Source organism: Acidimicrobiales bacterium (genome assembly GCA_036399815.1).
Lineage (GTDB): Bacteria > Actinomycetota > Acidimicrobiia > Acidimicrobiales > DASWMK01 > DASWMK01.
On the sequence record DASWMK010000225.1, the window covers coordinates 1 to 20735 of the forward strand.

The 20735-nt window shown below is 73.9% G+C and carries 19 protein-coding genes; 11 read left to right on the top strand and 8 right to left on the bottom strand.

What is annotated here, in order from left to right; all coding sequences use genetic code 11:
- Positions 1–259: 259 nt before the first annotated feature.
- Positions 260–529 carry a hypothetical protein gene (locus VGB14_16925; protein ID HEX9994616.1) on the top strand — a complete coding sequence of 90 codons (270 nt, stop codon included), beginning with the start codon at positions 260–262 and terminating at the stop codon, positions 527–529.
- Here the strand turns inward: VGB14_16925 and VGB14_16930 are convergent.
- From VGB14_16930 to VGB14_16940, 3 genes are read right to left on the bottom strand one after another with little or no spacing between them, the layout of a single operon-like run.
- A complete protein-coding gene (locus tag VGB14_16930; GenBank protein HEX9994617.1) occupies positions 478–1452 on the bottom strand; it encodes a sigma-70 family RNA polymerase sigma factor in 975 nt (324 codons plus the stop codon). The two genes, VGB14_16925 and VGB14_16930, sit on opposite strands and share 52 nt — an antisense overlap.
- A 25-nt stretch (positions 1453–1477) precedes the next feature.
- Positions 1478–2728 (bottom strand): aminotransferase class V-fold PLP-dependent enzyme, encoded by a 1251-nt coding sequence (locus tag VGB14_16935; GenBank protein HEX9994618.1) that lies wholly within the window; start codon positions 2726–2728, stop codon positions 1478–1480.
- A 4-nt stretch (positions 2729–2732) separates the two neighbouring features.
- Complete coding sequence (locus VGB14_16940; protein HEX9994619.1) at positions 2733–3830, bottom strand: hypothetical protein; 1098 nt, start codon at positions 3828–3830, stop codon at positions 2733–2735.
- Positions 3831–3985: 155 nt separating this feature from the next.
- Here VGB14_16940 and VGB14_16945 point away from each other — a divergent pair, with 155 nt between their 5' ends.
- The 3 genes from VGB14_16945 (at position 3986) to VGB14_16955 (ending at position 7115) form a co-directional block, all read left to right on the top strand.
- Positions 3986–5947 carry a hypothetical protein gene (locus tag VGB14_16945; GenBank protein HEX9994620.1) on the top strand — a complete coding sequence of 654 codons (1962 nt, stop codon included), beginning with the start codon at positions 3986–3988 and terminating at the stop codon, positions 5945–5947.
- 119 nt (positions 5948–6066) lie between these two features.
- Entirely contained in the window at positions 6067–6660 is a 594-nt protein-coding gene (locus tag VGB14_16950; GenBank protein HEX9994621.1) for a hypothetical protein, read from the top strand.
- Positions 6661–6749: 89 nt separating this feature from the next.
- On the top strand, positions 6750–7115 hold the full coding sequence (locus tag VGB14_16955) for a hypothetical protein (GenBank protein HEX9994622.1): 366 nt from the start codon (positions 6750–6752) through the stop codon (positions 7113–7115).
- A gap of 111 nt (positions 7116–7226) precedes the next feature.
- Here VGB14_16955 and VGB14_16960 read toward each other — a convergent pair whose 3' ends face one another.
- Positions 7227–8441, bottom strand: a complete 1215-nt coding sequence (locus tag VGB14_16960; GenBank protein HEX9994623.1) for an NAD(P)/FAD-dependent oxidoreductase — start codon at positions 8439–8441, stop codon at positions 7227–7229.
- A gap of 100 nt (positions 8442–8541) precedes the next feature.
- Between VGB14_16960 and VGB14_16965 the strand changes: the two genes are divergently transcribed.
- The 5 genes from VGB14_16965 to VGB14_16985 all read left to right on the top strand — a co-directional run bounded on the left by VGB14_16965 (position 8542) and on the right by VGB14_16985 (position 14251).
- Positions 8542–9441 carry a Gfo/Idh/MocA family oxidoreductase gene (locus tag VGB14_16965; protein ID HEX9994624.1) on the top strand — a complete coding sequence of 300 codons (900 nt, stop codon included), beginning with the start codon at positions 8542–8544 and terminating at the stop codon, positions 9439–9441.
- A 283-nt stretch (positions 9442–9724) separates the two neighbouring features.
- Positions 9725–11581: a GMC family oxidoreductase gene (locus tag VGB14_16970; protein ID HEX9994625.1), complete on the top strand. Its 1857-nt coding sequence runs from the start codon at positions 9725–9727 to the stop codon at positions 11579–11581.
- A 66-nt stretch (positions 11582–11647) separates the two neighbouring features.
- Positions 11648–13360 (top strand): hypothetical protein, encoded by a 1713-nt coding sequence (locus VGB14_16975; protein ID HEX9994626.1) that lies wholly within the window; start codon positions 11648–11650, stop codon positions 13358–13360.
- Positions 13357–13839: a hypothetical protein gene (locus VGB14_16980; GenBank protein ID HEX9994627.1), complete on the top strand. Its 483-nt coding sequence runs from the start codon at positions 13357–13359 to the stop codon at positions 13837–13839. The genes VGB14_16975 and VGB14_16980 overlap by 4 nt, the downstream gene beginning before the upstream one ends.
- A gap of 34 nt (positions 13840–13873) precedes the next feature.
- On the top strand, positions 13874–14251 hold the full coding sequence (locus VGB14_16985; protein ID HEX9994628.1) for a PH domain-containing protein: 378 nt from the start codon (positions 13874–13876) through the stop codon (positions 14249–14251).
- 151 nt (positions 14252–14402) lie between these two features.
- Here VGB14_16985 and VGB14_16990 read toward each other — a convergent pair whose 3' ends face one another.
- Entirely contained in the window at positions 14403–14999 is a 597-nt protein-coding gene (locus tag VGB14_16990; GenBank protein HEX9994629.1) for an XRE family transcriptional regulator, read from the bottom strand.
- Between the two features lie 90 nt (positions 15000–15089).
- Here VGB14_16990 and VGB14_16995 point away from each other — a divergent pair, with 90 nt between their 5' ends.
- A complete protein-coding gene (locus VGB14_16995; protein HEX9994630.1) occupies positions 15090–16031 on the top strand; it encodes an NAD(P)/FAD-dependent oxidoreductase in 942 nt (313 codons plus the stop codon).
- Positions 16032–16052: 21 nt separating this feature from the next.
- Here VGB14_16995 and VGB14_17000 read toward each other — a convergent pair whose 3' ends face one another.
- Both VGB14_17000 and VGB14_17005 read right to left on the bottom strand, forming a co-directional pair.
- Positions 16053–17474: a serine hydrolase domain-containing protein gene (locus VGB14_17000; protein ID HEX9994631.1), complete on the bottom strand. Its 1422-nt coding sequence runs from the start codon at positions 17472–17474 to the stop codon at positions 16053–16055.
- Positions 17471–18127 (bottom strand): dihydrofolate reductase family protein, encoded by a 657-nt coding sequence (locus VGB14_17005; GenBank protein HEX9994632.1) that lies wholly within the window; start codon positions 18125–18127, stop codon positions 17471–17473. Before VGB14_17005 ends, VGB14_17000 begins: the two co-directional genes overlap by 4 nt.
- 986 nt (positions 18128–19113) lie before the next feature.
- On the opposite strand from VGB14_17005, the gene VGB14_17010 reads away from it, so the two are divergent.
- Complete coding sequence (locus VGB14_17010) at positions 19114–19827, top strand: hypothetical protein (GenBank protein ID HEX9994633.1); 714 nt, start codon at positions 19114–19116, stop codon at positions 19825–19827.
- A gap of 637 nt (positions 19828–20464) precedes the next feature.
- On the opposite strand, the gene VGB14_17015 is transcribed toward VGB14_17010, so the two are convergent.
- A partial coding sequence (locus VGB14_17015; protein ID HEX9994634.1) for a hypothetical protein occupies positions 20465–20735 on the bottom strand: 271 nt, incomplete at its 5' end.

Here is a 20735-nt window from a genome sequence, read left to right on the forward strand (position 1 = left end):
GATCGCCGGGGTCGACCCGGCCGGCGCCGACCCGTGCGCCACGCCCGGGACGGTCCGCCTGGTCGCCGGCGTGGCCGCCCTGCTGGCCTCGGCCGCGCCGGTCGTCGTCGTCGCCCGCTCCGAGCGCTGAGCCGCGACGGCCGACGCCGCGGCCGGCGCCGCGGTCGCCCGGCCGGGAGCGCCGAGCGGCGGCGGCCGGCGCCGCGGTCGCCCGCCCCGGGAGCGGTGAGTTCCGGCGACGGGCGCCGTCTGACCGCCGATGGACGACGACGAGGGGCCGGCGCTGGTCCTCGTCGCGGGAGGGCGGGAGGTCGTCCTCGGCCGCCTCCGCCACCCGGCGGCCGACCTCGGCCTCGTCGACGCCATCGCCCGCCTGCACCTCGAGGCCAGGCGGCTGGGCTGCTCGCTCGTCGTCCGCGACCCGCCGCCCGGCCTCCGGGAGCTGCTGGAGCTGGCCGGGCTGGCCGGCCTGCTCGCCTACCCGTCGAGGCGGGTCGGGAGCCCGAAGTCGGCGAAGCGGTCCGGGTAGAGGAAGTTGTGCCAGGTGGTGATCCGGCCGCCCTCGATCTCGAGCACCTGGAGGGCGAACGGCTCGTGCCCGCCGCTCTCGGCCGGGCGGTAGCTGCCGAACGCGGCGCAGCCGTTGGCCGCGGTGGCGACGAGGCGGGAGCCGCGGCAGCCGATCCCCTTGCCGAGCAGCCAGCCGACCACCTCGTCCGGGCCCCGGAGCCACAGGGGGTACGGCGGCATGCAGAACGTGGCGTCCTCGTGGAGGAGGGCGACGAGGGCGTCCATGTCGTAGCGCTCGAAGGCGTCGACGTAGCGGGCGAGCAGCTCCCGCCGGTCGTCGTCGACGGCGACGGGGCCGCCGGCGTCGAGGTCGAGCGAGCCGAGCGTGGCCCGCGCCCGCTGGAGCGCGCTGTTCACCGACGCCACCGTCGTCCCGAGCAGCTCGGCCACCTCCGTCGCCTGCCAGCGGAGGACCTCGCGGAGGATCAGCACCGCCCGCTGCTGGGGCGGCAGGTGCTGGAGGGCGGCGACGAAGGCCAGCCGGATCGTCTCCCTCGACGCCGCCAGCTCGGCCGGGTCGCCGTCCTCGGGCAGCACCCGCGCGTCGAGCACGGGGTTCACCCAGGCGCCCTCCGGAAGGGTGCCCGGCAGGGCCGCGCCGGCGGTCGACGCCGGCCCGAGGTCCATGGGCCGGGCCCTGCGCTGCGGGCCGCGCAGCATGTCGAGGCAGACGTTGGTGGCGATCCGGTACAGCCACGACCGCACCGCCGACCGACCCTCGAAGGCGTCGGCGCCCCGCCACGCCCGGACCATCGTCTCCTGGACGGCGTCATCGGCCTCGAAGCCCGAGCCGAGCATCCGGTAGCAGTACCCGGTCAGCTCGCGGCGGTGGGCCTCGAGCTCGGCTTCGACGACGGTGGCGGCGCCGGTGGAGGTGCTCACGCCGGCGATGGTAGGCGCCGCCCCCTCACTCCAGGGTGGCGTAGGAGGTGGACCGGTCGGCGGCCGTCCGCCCGGCGACCTCGTCCACGGCCGCGGCCAGGTCGTCCAGGTAGGCGCCGATCACGGGCGCGTTGCCGGCGCTGACGGTGGCGTGCAGCGAGTCGGGCGGGCCCTGGCGGTCGAGGAACCAGCCCCGGCGGGCGAGGGCGTCGCCGACCGCGAACACGTCGACCGGCCGCTCCCCCGGCGCCGCCGCCGTGGCGACGAGGTGGGCGTCGGGCTCGCCCAGCACCCGCAGCCCGTCGACGGCCCGCACGCCGTCGACCATCCGGCGCGCCGCGTCGAGCGTGGTCGCCGTCAGCGCCTTGTAGCCGTCGATCCCGAGGTGGTGCATGACGGCCCAGGCCGTCGCCATCGGCAGCGCCGGCCGGGTGCCCTGGAGGTTGGGCGACGCGTACCGGCCGCCGAGCCAGCCGTCGAACACGAACGTCTGGTAGCGGCGCAGCTCCCTCGTGCGGTGGAGGATGACCGAGGCACCCTTGGGCGCGTAGCCGAGCTTGTGGACGTCGGCGGAGATCGACGTCACCCCGTCGACCCGGAAGTCCCAGGGCGCCACCTCGTGGCCGAGCAGCTCCATGAACGGCAGCACGAACCCGCCCATGCAGGCGTCGACGTGGAACGAGGCGCCGACCTCCGCGGCCACGGCGGCCAGCGCCGGGACCGGGTCGATCACGCCCTGCGGGTACTGCGGCGCCGAGCCGACGACGAGCACGGTGCGGTCGTCGACGGCGTCGGCCATGGCGTCCACGTCGGCCCGGAAGTCGGGCCCGACGGGCACGGTGTCGACGGCGACGCCGAAGCAGTGGGCGGCCTTGTGGAAGGCGGCGTGGGCGCTGTCGGCGACGACCATGCGCGGCTCGGTGACCCCCCGCTCGGCCCTCGCCCGCTCCCGGGCGCCGAGGACGGCGACGAGGATGCTCTCGGTGCCGCCCGAGGTCAGGAACCCGGCGGCCGTGGGCGGGGCGTGGAGCAGGTCCGCGGTGGCCGCCACGACCTCGGCCTGGATCTCCCCGAGGCTCGGGAACGCGGCCGTGTTCAGGGCGTTCTCGTGGAGGAACATCGCCGCCACCGCCTCGCAGACCTCGTGGACGGCCGGCCCGCCGTCGTAGACGAGCGAGAAGGCCCGCCCCTCCCGCCAGCGCACGTCCCGGCCCCGCTTCGCCAGCAGCGCCTCGACGACCTCCGCGGTCGCCATCCCCTCGGCCGGCAGGGCCACGGCGTCAGACCGCCTGCTCGAGCGCGCCGTCCACGTGCAGGTGCCCGCCGGGGCGGGCGGCGGCCCCGGCCACCGGGCGGACCTTCCCGGTCGCCGGGTCCCACACGGCGATGCGGCCGTCGACGGTGCGGAAGGCGACGACGTGCAGGGTGCGCGACACCGAGAAGTCGAACACCCGCCCGGTCACGACGGTGTCGACGGCGCCGGTGGCCACGTCCACCGTCACCAGGCCGCTCGGCCGGAACCCGGCCTCGTCGCCGGTGAACTGCCAGGCGACGATCGTCTCCCGGTCGAGCCACACCGGCCGGATGAGCGAGCGCGCGCACGACCCGGCGGCGAGGGTCCGCTGGCGGCCGCCGTCGGCGTCCATCACCCGCACCTCGGTGGAGCAGCCGTCCGTCCGCTCCTGATGGGTGTAGGCGATGCTGCGGCCGTCCGGGCTGAACGACGGGTACAGCGACTGCCCGTCGTCGGTCACCGGCCGGGCCGGCCCGTCGACCGGCCCGGCCCACACGTCCCACTCGAACCGGCCGGTGTCGTCGCCGACGGTGAACGCCACCCGCCGGCCGGTGGGCGAGGCGGCCAGGTGCAGCGGCCGGAAGTCGCCGTCGGTGAACTGGGCCAGCCGCCGCTCGGCGCCCGTCGTCAGGTCCCGGTACCAGACCGAGTTGACGTAGGGGTCCCGCTCGTCGTCCTCGCTCACGCCCTGGTTGTCGGGCAGGAACAGCAGGGCGTCGCCGCCGTCGAACAGGAGCGGGTAGCGGGCGTCGGGGACGACCTGGCGGACCTCGCCGGTGGCGGCGTCGGCCACGGTGACGTCGGCCCTGAACGGGTCGGCGTAGGTGCGGCGGGCCACGGCGACGAGCCCGCCGGTGATCGAGAGGAACGGCTCGGCGTCCTCGAACCGGGCCGTGACGTCGCCGTGCAGGCCGGCGACGACGGCGACCGGCTCGTCGCCGAGGAACGTGTCGTAGGCGAGCCGCGGCACCGGGGTGCCGGCGCCGGCCGGAGTGGTGGCCGGCGCCGGCCCGGCCGCGGCGACCAGCAGGGCGGCGGCGAGGCGGAGCGAGCGGAGGGAGCGGAGGTGGGGTCGACCCGTCACCGCCCGGTCGTAGCACGCCGGCCAGGCGCCCGCCCCCTCGAGCACCGTGGGCGGCGACCTCCACCCGCGACCCCCATACCTTCTGCACTCGTAGCGTAGAACGCCCGCTTGTGGGAGAATGCCCCGCTCACAGCACGGCGGACGGAGGGGCGGCAATGCGGAAGATCGGATCGAGGTGCGCGGCGCGCCGCGTCCTCACGGCGGCGCTGGCCGTCGCCTGCATCGGCCTGGGCGTGCCCCGGGCGGAAGCAGCCGACGACACGACCGAGGACGCGGTCGACGCCGTCGACCCGGGCACGGCGCCCCGAGAGGTCGAGCCCGGGCCCGCCACGGCCGCCGCCGCGGCAGCGACCGGGGCCGCCGGGGGGCTCCAGGTGATCGTGCACGAGCGCGGCCGCATCACCCAGTCCACCGGCGGCGCCGGCACGACGGGCGCGTGGACCTGGCTCAGCATCGACAAGCCGCCGGGCGCCACGTTGCGCAGGGCGGTCTTCTTCGCGGCCTCGACCGGGTTCCGGGGACCGGGGACCGGGCAGGTGTCGATCGACGGCCAGCCGGTGGGCTTCACCCACTCCGCGCCCAGCAACATCGAGTCCACCAACTACTGGGCCGACGTCACGGGCCTCGTCGGGGCGAGGATCGCCGCCGCGCCGGCAGGGCCGGTCGCCTTCCTCGTGGCGGAGAGCAGTCCCGTCGACTTCGACGGGGTCATCCTCGTGGCGATCTTCGACGATCCGGCCCAGGACCACGACCGGTCGGTGACCCTGCTGTTCGGCGCCATGAAGACGGCCGGCGACGACTTCACCCTGGGCCTGGCCGAGCCGATCGACCTCTCCGACCCCGACCTCATCCAGCGGATGTCGCTCGGCATCTCGTACGGCTACCAGAACTTCGGCGCCAGCCAGTACAGCGAGGTCGACGTCAACGGTTCCCGCCTCACCTCGTCGGCCGGCGGCGAGGACGACGGCGAGCCGATCAACGGGGCGCTGATCACGGTCGGTGGCGTCGGCGACTCACCCGACAACCCGCCGCCGTTCGCCCACAACACCGGCCCGCGCACCGACGACGAGCTGTACGACCTCGTACCGTTCGTCGCCGACGGCTCGACGCGGCTCACCGTGGCCACGAGGAACCCCTCCGCCGACGACAACGTGTTCTTCGCCTCGTTCACGATGAACCCTCCGGTGACCGAGATCGACACCGGCGACGGCGCCGAGTACGTCGCCGTCGGCGACTCGACGACCACCGGCTTCTCGGTGCCCACGTGCGCGGAGAACCGCGTGATCTCCCCTTACGGTTGCATGGGCACGCCGCCGGCAACGCCCTACCCGGAGCGCATCGCCGCCGCCGATGCCCGCTTCGACGACCTGGACCGCAAGGGCATCTGGGGCTACTCGATCACCGAGGCGGTCACGGCCTACGAGCTCGGGCACAACGCGCTGGGCACGTGGGTGCCCCAGCTCACCGCCGCCGAGCAGGCGACCGAGTTGGTGACCGTCTCGCTCGGCGCCAACGACATGCAGTTCTCGGACGTGCAGTACTGGCTCGGACGATGCGTCGGGGTCGAGCAGAAGAAGTTCCTCGGCATCGTCTATGGCTACGAGGTGGTCGTCAGGGATGACGAGTGCCGGGCGGCGGCCACCGATCGCGCCACGGCCGAGCCGTTGAGCGGCGACATGGACACGATGTTCGACATCCTGGACGGGGCCGCGGGCAACGGGGCGACCGTCGCCGTGTCGCTGTACTACAACCCGTACAACGAGAAAAAGGTCGTCAACAACCTCCCGGATCGCTCGTGCTCGATCGTCCACGGCATCGGCGACATCATCAACTCGGCGATCAACACCGAGCTGCGACAGCGGGCCGAGGCGCACGGCTTCGAGGTGGTGGACCTCGGTCCGCCGTTCGAGGGCCACGGCGCAGGCTCAGACGACAGCTACGTGTTCGGCACCGAGTGCGAGGCGATCGGCGCGCTCACCGCCGTCGACTTCGACCTCGGGTGGCCGCCGGTCGACACCGGCTCGACCATGCGCGAGGTGCAACGGCGCTTCGACCCGCATCCCAACGCGGCGGGCACCGCCGTCCAAGCTGAGACCTTCCTGGAGGTGGTGCGATGAACGCCCGACGCCTGTTCGGGGCCGCGACGCTGGTGGCCCTCGCCGTGGCCGGCTGCGGCGAGGGTGCCGTCGTCGACGCCGGAGGCGGCGACGTCGCCGCCTCGGTCGCCAACGGTCCCGTGTCGCTGGTCGACGTGGCGGCATCGTGCGCGAGGCCGACGGCCGCAGGGCCCGGGATCGCGATCGTGACGACCGAGCTGCGTGATGCCAACCGCACGGTGTCCCTGCCGGACTGCGTGGTCCACCTCGAGCAGGGCGCCGACGTCACGTTGAACAACGTCACGATCACCGGCGGGATCCTCAACATCCACGACCGCGCCACCGACGCCTCGTCCAACCGGCTGAGGCTGCAACGCGTCTCGGTGGACAACGATGCGCTGCTCGTCGAGCTGAACGACGCGGACGACACCTTCGACGCCGAGGCCACGTCGATCAGGACGCGCCGGGGCATCGGCGTGCGCGTCGCCGGCACCCGGGACGGCGCCAACGAAGGTGGCACGATCTCGATGGTGACGTCATCCCTGCTGGCGACCGACGCCGACGCCACGGTCCACGTGCTCGCGTCGGAGCACAGCGGTGTCGTCCGGCTCGTCGACACGAGCATCGACACGCGCGGGCCGCTCACGGTGCTCGCGGGGACGTGCACCGCCCGCCTCCGGGGCCGGACGTTGGCGTGCTCGACCGAAGCGGTCGCGGAAGAGCTCGCTGGTTAGCCGCCGGCGGTGCGGCCCTCGCCGCGCTGCTGGCGCTGGCCGGCGGGTGCGGCCGGGGTCAGGACGACGGCACGGGTGAGCTGCGCGCCGTGGCGACCTCGCTCCTGGGGTCCTTCGGCGTGGCCGCGGAGCGCGAGCCGGCCACCGAGCGGTCCAAGGACGTCGAGTACGTCGTGGGCGACGGCACGGCCCGGGGCGACCTCGCCACCGTCGTGGAACGCGTCGCCACCGCGCTGGCCGAAGGAGGCTGGGACCTCACGACGTCGGCGCCGCTCGAGGCACCGGCGTCCGGCCCTGCGGCGGCCCACCGGTTGGTCGCCGCTCGCGACGACGTCGCCGTCCAGGTCCTGGTGGCCGGCACGCTCGGGACGACGCCGGCGCCGGCCGGCTCCCAGTGGGTCCAGCTCAGCGTGGCCCACCCCGACGACCGGCTCTCGTGGACTACGACGTCGTGACCCGCATCTCGGCGCCGACGAGTCGACCGGTGAGGGCGTGCCGGTGACCGTCCCGGTGCGGGTGCGGTGGCGGATCGACGTTGCCCGTCGCGTCGGCGGCCCGCACGCCGGCTAGGCGCCCGCCCCCTCGAGCACCCTCGCGACGTTCTCCGGGGCGAGGAACTCGGGGATCCCGACGGTGCCGGCGACCACGCTGACGAAGTCGGTGCTGGCCTCCGGCGACCGGCTGGCCGCCTCGAGGAAGGCGGCGAGCTCGGGCGGGGGCGGCTCCAGCGCGGCGAGCTGGCAGGTGAACTCGTACATCGGCAGGCTCTCGGCCTCCCGCTCCTGCTGGTGGGCGGCCAGCCGGTCGTCGAACGGGGCCCGCCCCGACCACACGTCGTCCAGGGCGGCGGCGAGCGACTCGGCGTCCCGAAAGGCGTCGCTGATGCCCTGGGCGGTGCACGGGTCCTTGTGGTGGGCGGCGTCGCCGACCAGCGCCCACCCGGGCCCGTAGCGCCGGCGGTAGAAGCCGGGGGCGTCGCCGGTGCCGTGGAAGCGGGCCTCCCGCGTCCCCGCCCGCACCCGATCGGCCAGCTCGGGCGCCTGGTCGAGGGCCCGGAGGAACGTGCCGTCCACGTCGTGGCGGTTGGCGGCGAACTCCGACCGGGGCCAGCCCATGACGACCAGCGTCAGGTCCTCGTTGGTCGGGAAGGCGGCGAACGAGCGCCGGTCCCGCACGTAGGCCTCGAACCGGTCGACGGGCACCCCGCTCCAGTACGAGTAGTAGGTCGCCGTGAACGTGGGCTGCTCGGCGTGGGCCTCGGCGCCGACCCACCGGGCGACGTGGGAGTGGCGCCCGTCGGCCCCGATGACGACCCTCGCCCGCTCCTCCACGGCGTGGCCGCCGTCGCCCGACGTCCGCACGCCGACGACGGCGCCGTCCTCGACGACCAGCCCCTCGACGGCCACGCCCTCCCGCACGTCGACGCCGGCGGCGGCGGCCGCCTCCACCAGCAGGTCGTCCAGGACGACCCGGGTGGGCGCGTAGGCGGTCGCCACCCCGTCGTCGGTCGGGCGCAGCGGGCCGGCCAGCCCGAACGGGCCGAAGTCGACCGAGTACCGCTCGATGGCCGGCGTCCCCCTGGCGACGACGGCGTCGAGCACGCCCCACCGGGCCAGCGCCGCCACCCCGGGCGGGTGGACGAGGTGGGTGGACAGGGTGTCGCTCGGGAACGTGGCCCGGTCGACGAGCAGGACCCGCCACCCCTTCCGGGCGAGGAGCATGGCCGTCGGTGCGCCGCCGCAGCGGGCGCCGACGACGATGGCGTCGAACGGTGTGGACACCGCAACCCTCCGCGGTCCGCCGGTTGGGCCGGCCACGATGGCACACCGAGGCGCGTGCGGCACCCGGCGGCCCCGGCCGCCCGGGCGCTATGTTCCGGTTGTGAGCGATGGCACCCGTCCGTCGACCGGGGACGGCACGCCGCTCACCGTCGGCCTCGTCGGCGCCGGGCCGTGGGCCGGGATGGTGCACGCCCCGACGTTCGCCGCCGGCCCCGAGACGACCCTCGCCGGGGTGTGGGCCCGCCGGCCCGAGCAGGCCGAGGCGCTGGCCGGCCGCTTCGGCGCCCCGGCCTTCGGGCGGGTGGAGGAGCTGTTCGACCACTGCGACGCGGTCGCCTTCTGCGTGGCGCCGGCCGCCCAGGGCGAGCTGGCCCCGCTGGCCGCCCGGGCCGGCAAGGCGCTGTTCCTCGAGAAGCCGCTCGCAGAGGACCTCGACACCGCCCGCCGGGTGGCCGACGCCGTCGACGAGGCCGGCGTCGTCACCCAGGTCCTCCTCAGCTGGCGGTACACGTCGGCGGCCCGCGACTTCCTCGCCGGCGTGCCGGCGCTTCGCCCGATCGGCGCCGCCGGGCGGTTCCTGTCGGGCGCCATGCTCGGCGGCCCGTTCGTCAGCCCGTGGCGGCTCGAGCACGGCGGCCTGCTCGACGTCGGCCCCCACCTGGTCGACCTGCTCGACGCCGCGCTCGGGCCGGTGGTCGACGTGCGCGCCCACGGGGACCGGCGCTGGACCGGCCTCCTCCTCGACCACGAGGGCGGCGCCGTCAGCGAGGCGTCGCTGTCGCTGTTCTCGCGGACCGACGACGTGGCCGGCGTGGAGGTGTACGGCGAGGCGGCGTCGGCCGCCCTCGACTGCTCCTCGATCGTCGGCGCCGACTCGTTCGCCGTGGCCCGCCGGGAGTTCGCCGAGGCCGTCCGCTCCGGCGTGCCCCACCCGCTCGACGCCCGGCACGCCCTGCGCCTCCAGGGCGTGATCGCGAGGGCCAGGGACCAGCTGGGGTAGCGGTGGACTGGCCGGCGGGCACGCAGCGGGGCGGCGGCACCGACCTCCTCGCAGCGGTGCTCGACCGGATGGTGCCCGGCGGCGACGGCTGGCCGTCGGCCGTGGACGCCGGTGCGCCGGCGACCGTGCGGCGGCTGCTCGCCGAGGTGCCCGCCACCGCCGCGCTGGTCGACGCCGGGCTGGCCGCGCTCGACGAGGAGGCCCGCCGGGCCGGCGGGCGGGGTTCGCCGCGCTCGGCCCGGACGGACAGGACCGGCTCCTCCGGTCGGCCGAGCGGGGCGAGGTGGCGGCGCCGTGGCCGGTGCCGCCGGCCGCCTTCGTCGAGGCGACGGCCAGGCTGGCGGCCGAGGCGTTCTACGGCAGCCCGGCGAGCGGCGCCTGGGAGATGGTCGGCTACTCCCCGGGGCCCTCGGCGTCCGCCTTCCCGGCCAGGGACCCGCCCGGCCCGGTGGGGCTGGCCGACCTGGACGACGCCTACGACGCGGTCGTCGTCGGCGCCGGCGCCGGCGGCGGGGTCGTCGCCTGCGTGCTCGCCGAGGCGGGGGCGAGCGTCCTCCTCGTCGAGCAGGGCCGGTGGCTCGGGGCCGGCGACGAGCCCCGCGACCACCTGCGCAACCACCGGCTGCCGCTCTACGGGCAGACGACCGGGCCCGACCCGGCCGCCCATCCCCGGGTGTTCGTCGGCGCCGACGGCGAGGAGCGGGTCGTGCGCCCCCACGACCCCGCCTACCACGCCAACGCGGTGACCGTCGGCGGCGGCACCCGGTTGTACGGGGCGCAGGCCTGGCGGTTCTTCCCCGACGACTTCCGCATGGCCTCCCGCTACGGGGTGCCGGACGGCAGCTCGCTGGCCGACTGGCCCATCGGCTACGACGACCTCGAGCCCGACTACACGAGGGCCGAGTGGGAGGTCGGCGTCGCCGGCGACCCGTCCGCCCACCGCTGCCACGGGCTCGAGGCGCGGCCGCGGAGCCGGGGCTACCCCATGCCGCCCGTCCCGCCCACGACCGAGTCGGCCATCCTCGCCGCCGCGGCCGCCCGGCTGGGCTGGTCGGCCGGACCGGTGCCGCTCGCCGTCAACACCGTCCCCTTCGCCGGGCGCCCGGCGTGCGTCCGGTGCGGCCACTGCGTCGGCTTCGCCTGCCCGTCGGAGAGCAAGAACGGCACCCACAACACGGTCATCCCGCGGGCGCTCGCCACCGGCCGGGCCGTGCTCCTGACCGAGGCGCAGGTGACGCGGGTCCTCGTGCGGGGGCGGGCCGCGGTGGGCGTCGACGTCGCGAGGGACGAGGGCGGGCGGTGCGCCCACCGGGCCGTCCGCGCCGGGCAGGTCGTCCTGTGCGCCGGCGCCGTCGAGACGGCCCGCCTGCTCCTCGCCAGCGCCTGCGGGCCCTTCCCCGACGGGCTCGGCAACGGGTCCGACCAGGTCGGCCGGCACCTCCAGGGCCACGTCTACACGGGCGCGGTGGGCCGCTTCGACGACGTCGTGCAGGACGGGGTCGGCCCCGGCGTCGCCGTCGCCACCTGTCAGTTCGTCCACGGCAACGACGGGGTCGTCGGCGGCGGGATGCTGGCCAACGAGTTCGTCGAGCTGCCGCTGCTGTTCTGGCGGCGGGGCCTGCCGCCGGGCGCGCCGAGGTGGGGGCTCGACGGCAAGCGGATGGTGCGCGAGTCGTACCGGCGCACCAGCCAGGTGCTCGGTCCCGTCCAGGAGGTGCCGACCCCACGGGCCAGGGTGACGCTGTCGCCGTCGGTCGCCGACCGCTTCGGCATGCCGGTGGCCAGGCTGAGCGGGGCCATCCACGTCGAGGACCTGCGGACGGCCGCGGCCCTCCGGGCGCGGGCCGAGGAGTGGCTGGCCGAGGCGGGCGCCACGGCGGTGTGGAGCCACCCCGGGCGCGTCCAGCTGAACGCCGGGCAGCACCAGGCCGGCACGTGCCGGATGGGCCGGGACCCGGCGTCGTCGGTGACCGACGAGTGGGGCGCCGTGCACGGCGTGGCCAACCTCTCGGTCGCCGACGCGTCCCTCCACGTCACCAACGGCAGCGTCAACCCGGCGCTGACGGTCCTCGCCCTCGCCTACCGGGTCGCCGGGCACCTCGCCGGCCGGTGCCGTCCGCAAGCCGGGTCACTACGATGACGGGCGAGCGGGCGACGTCCTGAGGGGGATGCGGTGCACGGGGGAACGAGGCGGCGAAGGGCCACCGTGGCGTGGCTCGCCATGCTGGTCGCGGCGTCGGCGGTGGTGCTCGCCGCGCCGGCGGAGCGGGCGGGGGCCGCCGGGACGGCGTGCTCCACGGCCGGCACCTGGCGTCAGGGCGAGCTGAACGTCTACTGGTTCGACGTCGAGCAGGGCGACTCGCAGCTGATCATCGGGCCGACCGGCAAGACGATGCTGATCGACCTCGGCGAGACGGCGTGGAACTCCACGGGCGCGTCGACGAACGCGGCGAAGGTGGCCGCCCGCATCAAGTCGATCTGCGGGGTGGCGGGGCCGGTCCACCTGGACTACGTGCTGGCCTCCCACCACCACCTCGACCACATCGGCTACGCCTCGAACCCGAACGACACGTCGACGGTCGGCAACGGGCTGTACCGGCTGCTGAACCCGGCCGGCGAGGGCTTCACGGTCGGCACGCTGATCGACCGCGACGGCGGCACCTGGGTCGACACCAACGGCGACGGCAACTGCGACGTCGGCACGTCCGCCGCCCCGTCGGACGAGGTCGCCTGGCACAACGCGGGCACCGTCTCCCAGACGGCGATGCGCTGGATCTGCTGGCTCTACGGGCCGGCCGGCCAGGCCGACCGGGCCGCCATCCAGGGCCACGTCGTCACGGCCACCAACAGCGCGCCCTGGCCGTCGATCGACCTCGGCACCGGCGTCACCGTCGCCATCCTCCAGGCCAACGCGAAGGGCGTGAAGCAGGCCGACGGCGTCACCCCGGTCAGCGGCGACCACACCGCCGACGCCACGCCGCCCTCGGAGAACGACTACTCGATCGCCGTGAAGTTCACCCGGGGCCGGTTCGAGTACGCGACCGCGGGCGACACGGACGGCGAGCACGCCACGAGCGGCAACGGCTACACGTACAACGACGTCGAGGCGTCGCTCACGTCGGCCTTCGGCAACGTCGAGACGGTCAGGGCCAACCACCACGGGTCGACCCACTCGTCGTCCGACGCCTACGTGAACGCGCTGGCGCCCGAGTCGGCGTTCATCTCGTGCGGCGTCAACAGCTACGGGCACCCCGCCAACCGCGTCCTCGACGTGTTCCAGACGGTCGTGAACGAGCGCGGGGTCGGCGCCGACGTGTACCTCGCCAACAACCCGTGCGACGACGTCGACGGCACCGGCGCGCCGATCGACTACTCCGGCACGTTCAACCACAACGGTGACGTGCACCTGGCCACGACGAGCAGCGGCGCCGGCTACACGGTCGACTACGACGCCGGCACGAGGACCTACGCCGCCTACGACGAGGCCCCGTCCGGGTCGGCGGCCGCGTCCCAGGTGCGGGTCAACGAGTACCTGATGGCGCCGTCGGGCACCGGGCAGGAGTGGGTGGAGCTGTACAACCCGGCGTCGGTGAGCGCCGACGTGAGCGGGATGTACATCGACGACGTCGCCGCCGGCGGCGGCTCGCCGAAGCCGATCCCGGCCGGCACCGTGATCCCGGCCGGCGGCCGGTGGGTGATGTCGTTCGCCAGCGGGTTCCTGAACAACACGGGCAGCGACTCGGTGCGCTACCTCGCCATCGCGGGCGGGACCGAGACGGTCTACGACACCGACAGCTACTCGCTCGGGTCGACCCAGTACGACAAGGTGTTCCACCGCCAGGGCGACGGCGGCACGTGGTGCCACACCATCTCGACCAACGTGACGAAGGGGACCGCCAACCCGGCGACGTGCCCGTGAGCCGGCGATGGCGGGCGCTGGCGTTGGCCGGAGCGCTCGCCATCGGCGGTGTGGGCGGTGTCGGGTGCGGAGGGGACGACGGCGGGAACGCCGGCGCGGGCGCGGCCGAGCCGGCGCCGGCCCGCCGGGTGCTCATCGTGAGCGGCCGGGACGACCACGGCCTGCTGGCCGAGCCGGCCGTCGCCCTGGTCACGGCGCCCGACGCGACCGCGCCGACCGGGTCGGTGCCCGACGGCACCCTGGTCGAGGTCGTGGCCACGCGCGGCGAGTGGGCCAAGGTGCGCGCCCTCGAGGGCGCGCCGGCCGAGGGCTGGGTGAACGACTTCTACCTGCGCGGGACGGCCCACGTGGCCTGCACCAACGAGCAGGTCGAGCTGCTGGCCGTGGACGACGACCGCGTCCAGGTCCGCCCCGCAGCCGGCGGCCCATCCGAGTGGGTCGACCGCGACGCCGTGTCCGAGCTGCCGACCGAGTGCTGACCGCCGGCCGCCGAACTGTTCGAGAGGAGGCTGATTGGAACCGGCAGCGATCGTGACGTGGACGCTCGTCCAGGAGTGCCCGATCCCCGACGACGTGAGCTCGTTGCTCGTCGAGGGCGAGCGTGCCGTCGCGGCCTACAAGACGTTTCGTGACAGCGCCATCTTCACCACCCACCGGCTGATCGTTCGCGACGCCCAGGGCCTGCGCGGCAAGAAGGTCGAGATCTACAGCCTCCCGTACTCGGCCATCAACATGTGGTCGTCGGAGAACGCCGGCGGTCTGCTCGACATGAACGCGGAGCTCGAGCTCTGGACGAGGGCGGGCCACATCAAGGTGAACCTCAACCGGGGCATCGACATCCGCCGTCTCGACCGCCTGATCGCCCACGCCGTCCTCGGCAAGCTCGGCTGACGGGCGACCACGCGGGCGAGACGGCGACGGGGCGCGGCGGGTCGTCGCCGGGCCTCGGAGAGGCGCGTGGTCCGGCCCTCGTGGCCGCTGTCGCCTAGCCCGGTGATCTGACGACGCATCGCGGCAGCGGGCTCCACGGCGCGGCCGGGCCTCAGCCGTCGCCCTTCCGGCGGCGGGGTGCGGCCCGGACGTGGGCCCGTTCGCCGTGACGGCCGAGCAGGCTCAGGATTTCCACCGGCCGGTCGCCGGCGGCGCCGAACCAGTGCGGCACCCGGGTGTCGAACTCGGCCACCTCGCCCGGGCCCATCGTGAGGTCGTGGTCGCCGAGGATCAGCCGCAGCTCGCCGCTCAGCACGTAGAGCCACTCGTAGCCCTCGTGCGTGCGGAGCTCGGGAGCCCGGCGGCTCGGCGGGATCACGACCTTCCAGGCGTGCACGCCGCGCGGCTGCTGGGTCAGCGGCACGACGATGCGGTCGCCCCGTTTCTGCGGGCGGGGGCGGATCCGGGGGTCGCCGACCTCGGGGGCGCCGACCAGCTCGTCCAGCGGGATGCCGTGGGCCTGCGCGATCGGGAGCAGCAGCTCGAGGCTCGGCCGGCGTTGCCCCGACTCCAGCCGTGAGAGCGTGCTCTTCGAGATGCCGGTGGCGGCGGCCAGCTCGGTCAGGGTGACGTCCCGCTGGGTGCGCAGGCGCCGCAGCCGGGGCCCCACCTCGGCGAGGACGGCGTCGATCTGCGGCGAGCTCGTCACGAGCGCAGTCAACTCCGCGTTCCCAGGTTCGGCAACGAAAGTTGTCGACGCGGCGACGCCGGTGCACCGTGGGCGTCGGAGGTGGTCTCGATGGACGAGCAGCGGTACGACGTGGTGGTGATCGGTGGCGGGGCGGCCGGCCTCAGCGCCGCCCTCGTGCTCGGGCGGGCCCGGCGACGGGTCGCCGTGGTCGACGCCGGGTCACCGCGCAACGCCCCGGCGGCGCAGATGCACGGGTTCCTCTCGCGCGACGGCATGCCGCCGCGCGAGCTGCTGGCGACCGGGCGGGCCGAGGTGGCGCGCTACGGCGTGGCCGTGGTCGAGGATGCCGTCGTCGGGATCGACCACGGGTTCGTCGTGCGGCTGGCCGGCGGCCGGCGGCTCCCGGCCCGGCGGGTCGTCGTGGCGACCGGCGTGGGCGACGAGCTGCCGGACATCCCCGGCGTCCGCGAGCGCTGGGGCCGCGACCTCCTGCACTGCCCGTACTGCCACGGGTGGGAGGTCCGCGACCAGCCGCTCGGCGTGCTCGGCACGATCGCCGGGTCCGTGCAGCACGCGCTCCTCGTGCGCCAGTGGTCGGAGGACGTCGTGTTCTTCGCCCACACCTACGCGCTCACCGACGACGAGCGGGCCCAGCTCGACGCCCGCGGCATCCGAGTGGAGCCCGGCCCGGTGGCGCGCCTGGTCGTCGAGGACGACCGGCTGCGCGGGGTGGAGCTGGGCGACGGCCGCGTGGTGGCCCGGTCCGCCGTGTTCGTCCGGCCCGGCAACGGCGCCCACCGCGATGGGCTGCTCGCCGGCCTCGGCTGCGAGGTCGACGAGGCCGGCTTCGCCGTCGTCGACGCCACCGGGCGCACGACGGCGGCCGGCGTGTGGGCAGCCGGCAACGTGGTCGACCCGCGTGCCCAGGTGATCACCGCGGCCGGAGCCGGCTCGGCGGTGGCGATCGCCGTCAACGCCGACCTCGTCCGCGAGGACGTCGAGCTCGCGGTGCGACGGGCGCAGACGGCGCCGGTCCACGCCGCCGTCTGACGGCCGGGCCCCGCCGGGCCGTCAGGGCAGCAGGGGTTCGGCCGGCGTCACGCGGTCCCGGCCGTCGACGGCCCTGGTGAGCTCGTCGACCGGGTACGAGCGCATCCCGCTGCCGCCCCGCACGGACCGCACGGTGCCGTCGGCGGCCCGGTCGTAGACGAGCCGCTCGCCGGGCGAGCTGTAGCCCGACGCCTCCTCGAAGCGCAGCGTGTCCGGGTCGACCACGGCGAGGCGCTCGGGCTCGGCGACCGGGTCGGGGACCGTGGGGTCCATGCGGTAGAGGCGGCCGCCGAGGTCGGCGATGTCGAACACCGCCCAGAGGTTGGCGAACCGGCCCCGGAACGACGACAGGTCGGCGTCGGCGGGGTCGGCCCCGTCCTTGGCGGCGAGGTCGAGGAGGCGGACGAACGCCGTCGCCATCCCGCGCGCCCCGCCGTCGATGGCGTTGGTCAGCACCGACACGGCGACCCGCTCGACGGGGTCGAACATCGTGAACGTGATGTGCCCCGGGTAGCCGCCCCCGTGGCCCAGGAGCCGGCGGTCGCCGACCTTCGTGACGGCGAAGCCGAGGCCGTAGGCCTGGTTCTCGGCGACCTCCCACTCGGTCCGCTGGGCGAGCCGCTTGGCGTCCTCGGAGAGGAGCCGGACGTCGCCGTGGAAGTGGGCGGCGGCGTAGCGGACGACGTCCGACGCCGTGGAGTAGAAGCCGGTGGCCGACGCCATCGCTCCCGTTGGGACGAGGTCGATGGGCAGCCGGCGGTCGGCGTAGGCGAGGGCGCTGTAGCCGGTGGCGTAGTCCTCGGCCCGTGCCGGGTCGAGGTCGGGACCGGTGTCCTCCAGCCCCAACGGCCCGAGGATGTGGTCGCGCACGTAGTCGTCGTACCGCTGGGCGGAGGCAGCGGCGACGACCATGCCGAGCAGCGAGAACCCGATGTTCGAGTACTTGAACCGCTCGTTGCGGGACAGGACGGCGGCGTCGTCCATGGCAATCCGCTCGAGCTCGGCGGCGTCGGGGAAGGACCGGTGCAGCTGCCAGAAGTCGCCGTCCCAGCCGTCGCGCACGAGGCCGCCGCCGTGGCCGAGGAGCTCCCGCACGGTGACCGTGGCGAGGTCGGACGCGGCGAGGAACGGCAGCCACCGCGAGACGGGGTCGTCGAGCCGGAGGTCGCCCCGGTCGACGAGCTGGAGCACGGCCGTCGCCGTGAACGTCTTCGAGTGCGAGGCGATGCGGAACAGGTGGCGGGTCGTGAGCGGGGTGCCGGCCTCCACGTCGGCCAGCCCGTGGGCGCACGACAGCACCACCTCGTCGCCGTGGAGCACGGCCGCCTGGATGCCGGGGATCCGGTCGTACCGCTGCCGGAACGCCAGCCACCGGTCGAAGTACCGCGCCGCGTCGAGCACCGCGCTGCGGTCGATCGAGGGCGCGCCGGTGCGATCGCTCATCGACGGGTCATGGTCAGGTGGACGACGCCGCTCGGCGACGACACCGCCTCGGTGTCGTAGCGCTCGTCGAGGTTCTCGAGGCCGTCCCAGAGGCGGACGCCCCGGCCGAGTAGGATCGGGACCTGCACGACGTGGGCGGTATCGATCAGGCCGGCGGCGAGGAACTCGCGGACGACCGTCGGGCCGCCGCCGATCCGCACGTCGAGGTCGCCGGCCGCCTCCCGGGCGAGGTCGAGCGCGTCCTCCGGGGAGGCGTCGACGAAGTGGAACACCGTGCCGCCCTCCATCTCCAATGAGGGGCGCGGGTGGTGCGTGAGGACGAACACGGGCGTGTGGAACGGGGGGTTCGGCCCCCACCAGCCCCGCCACTCGTCGTTGGTGCCGACATCGGTCCAGGGGCCGGTGTTGGGCCAGAACTTGCCCCGGCCCATGATCTCCGCACCGACGCCGAGGTTGAACTGCTCGGCGAACGCGTTGTCGACCCCGTCGTTGCCGCCGGCATCGCCGACCATCGTGTGCCAGAAGCGGGTGGCGAACATCCACTGGTGCAGCCGGTGCCCGGCGTGGCCGAACGGGGCGTCGAACGTCAGGCCCTCGCCGGTGCCGAACCCGTCCAGCGAGACCGAGAAGTTGTGGACACGAACCTGGGACACGGCTCCCTCCGAGCACAGCCGGGCGATTTGCTGCGACCCGTCTACACGATGGGGCTCACCGGGGAGGGGCGGAGTGCGGTTCCTCGACGCTCGACGCACAGCTCCGACCCGGGGACGAGCCGTAGCGGGCGATCGCCGGTGGCACCTCTGGGGCAGGCCGCGGCAACGAGCGCCACGCTGGAACTATCGATGGGAACCACCGGCCGCGGACTGGCTCCGGGCATTTGCGCTGGTCAGTCGACGACTGGTTCGCCGGCGCCTCGGCGAACGCTTGGGCCGACGGCGTCAATGGAACTGGATCGCGCGGAAACCTGGCCTCGGGCGACATCACAATGGACGCATGGGCGACGCCCTTTGGGACGAACGTCATCTCGCCGCTTCGCATCCGACTGTGGTTGTCGTCGACAGGAACCCGCCCCTCTCGGTTACCGGCGGGCGCGCGGGTGGGAACGAATTTGACAAAATATGTATATGGGACGATACTTCGGCGGTGATCGCCCATAGATATTGGTGGCCGACGGTAGCGGTGGCTGTTGGAATGACGTCGCTACTCGGTGTTCCGCCGGCCGTGGCAGGACTAGGAAGAACCGTAGTGATGAGTGAAGACGGCGCCTTCACGGCCGAAACCCGTAGAACCACTACGGCTGTTCAGAGTAGTGAGTCAGCCGAGTGGGATTTTTTCTCCAGGCTCAATAGCGCGCGGACCGAGCGGGGGCTCCGCTCGTTGCCGATGTCCACCGCCATGCGCGGTGTCGCTCGAAGTTGGTCGGCCGAGATGGTGGGTACGTGCGGATCCACTGTCGGTAAAGGCCACAATCCGAATCTGCAAGCAGACGTAGAGGCGGTCATTGGTAACAACTGGTCGGCTCTCGGCGAGAACGTCGGTTGTGGCGCCGACGTCGAATCGCTCGATGCCGCGCTGTTGGCCTCCCCCCCCGCACTATGCCAACATCGTCGACACACGTTGGAACTATGTGGGTATTGGCGTGACGGTCGATGGCCAAGGCCGACTGTGGGTCGTCTTTGACTTCGTCCAAGCGACTACCGCCCTCGCGACGGTTGGCCCGCCGCCTCCGGCGACGACCCTCGAGGCTCTCGTCATCGCCGATGACAACACTGCTTACGTTTCGACGTTCAACTCTGATGGGACGTGGCGCGGCCGTACCCAGCTCGCGGGAGGCGACGGGTGGACTTACCGCATTCTCAGCAATGCCTCAAATATTGATAGACGCGACCCGACGCTCGAGGCGATCGGCATCGCCGATGACAACACGGCTTGGTTACATCGGTTCAACTCTGATGGGACATGGCGAGGTCGCACCCAGCTTGCCGGAGGCAACGGGTGGGACTACCGCACCGTCACCGGAGCCTCGAACGTCGATACCCGCGACCCGTCGCTCGAGGCGATCGTCGTCGCAGATGACGGCACTGCATATCTCACTCGCTTCAACTCCGATGGGACATGGCGAGGCCGCACCCAGCTTGCCGGAGGCAACGGGTGGGACTACCACACCGTCACCGGAGCCTCGAACGTCGATACCCGCGACCCGTCGCTCGAGGCGATCGTCGTCGCAGATGACGGCACTGCATATCTGACCCGCTTCAACTCCGATGGGACATGGCGAGGCCGCACCCAGCTTGCCGGAGGCAACGGGTGGGACTACCGCATCGTCACCGCTGCGTCTGACTTGATCTCGTAACTTCATCCGGCGCGCGGTTCGTCTGATCGACCCGTTCTGAAGACCTCGGCAAGCAGGTGTCATGGCAAGGGCGACGGCCGCGGAGTCGGACCGCCGCACCATTCCCCGAAAGCTCCTAGCGACCACCGGCCGCCCACGTTCGGACGCGCTGCCGCCGCCTGGAGGCGTCGGTTCAGGCTGCCCCGGTGTCGTCGATCACCGCCCGTGATGACCGCCTTGCCCCGCCGTCAAGGCGCTCCACCCGAGCCCCGTCGTATAGGTCCGGGAACGGGCCCGGCGCGGCCGCCTGTCGGCACAGGGAGGGATAGTCAGAGACGTCAGCCCGCCTCAGCCGGGAGCGGCAGCCGCCCTGCAGAGTGTGCCGGACCGGGAATTGTGCGTGGCAGCCCCAACGGGATTCGAACCCGTGTCTCCACCTTGAGAGGAAGGTCGGGACGGCCCGAGCGTAGCGGAATGGCTGGTCCCCGCCCCGGTGGATGGTCGTCACCGTGACTGTCGTGCCCTCCGCCGGGTGTCCGGGGATGGAAAAAGGATGGAAGCCGCAGGCCTGCGGACGGTCAGCCGAAGACGAGCCCCCAGACGTACGCGACGACCCGCACCGACGACGACGAACGCCACACGGCGACTCACTCACGGCTCAGACGGTGACCGGGTGCCAGTAGCCGCCGACGAGCCTCTGGCCGGCCTCGTCAGCTTCGTCCTTGGTGGAGTAGCCGTCGGCCCGGCCGCGTCCGACGACGAGACCGTTCGTGTCGAACGCGACGAATCGCCAGCGGCCGTCCTCGTCGGACTGCTTCGACTTGATGAACGCGTCTCCGCCGTCGCCCTCGTCCCATACGTGGGTGTGGACCATGCGCCCACGGTGGCCGGGTTGAACGCGGTGAGCGGGGATGCAGGGCTTGCGTCGA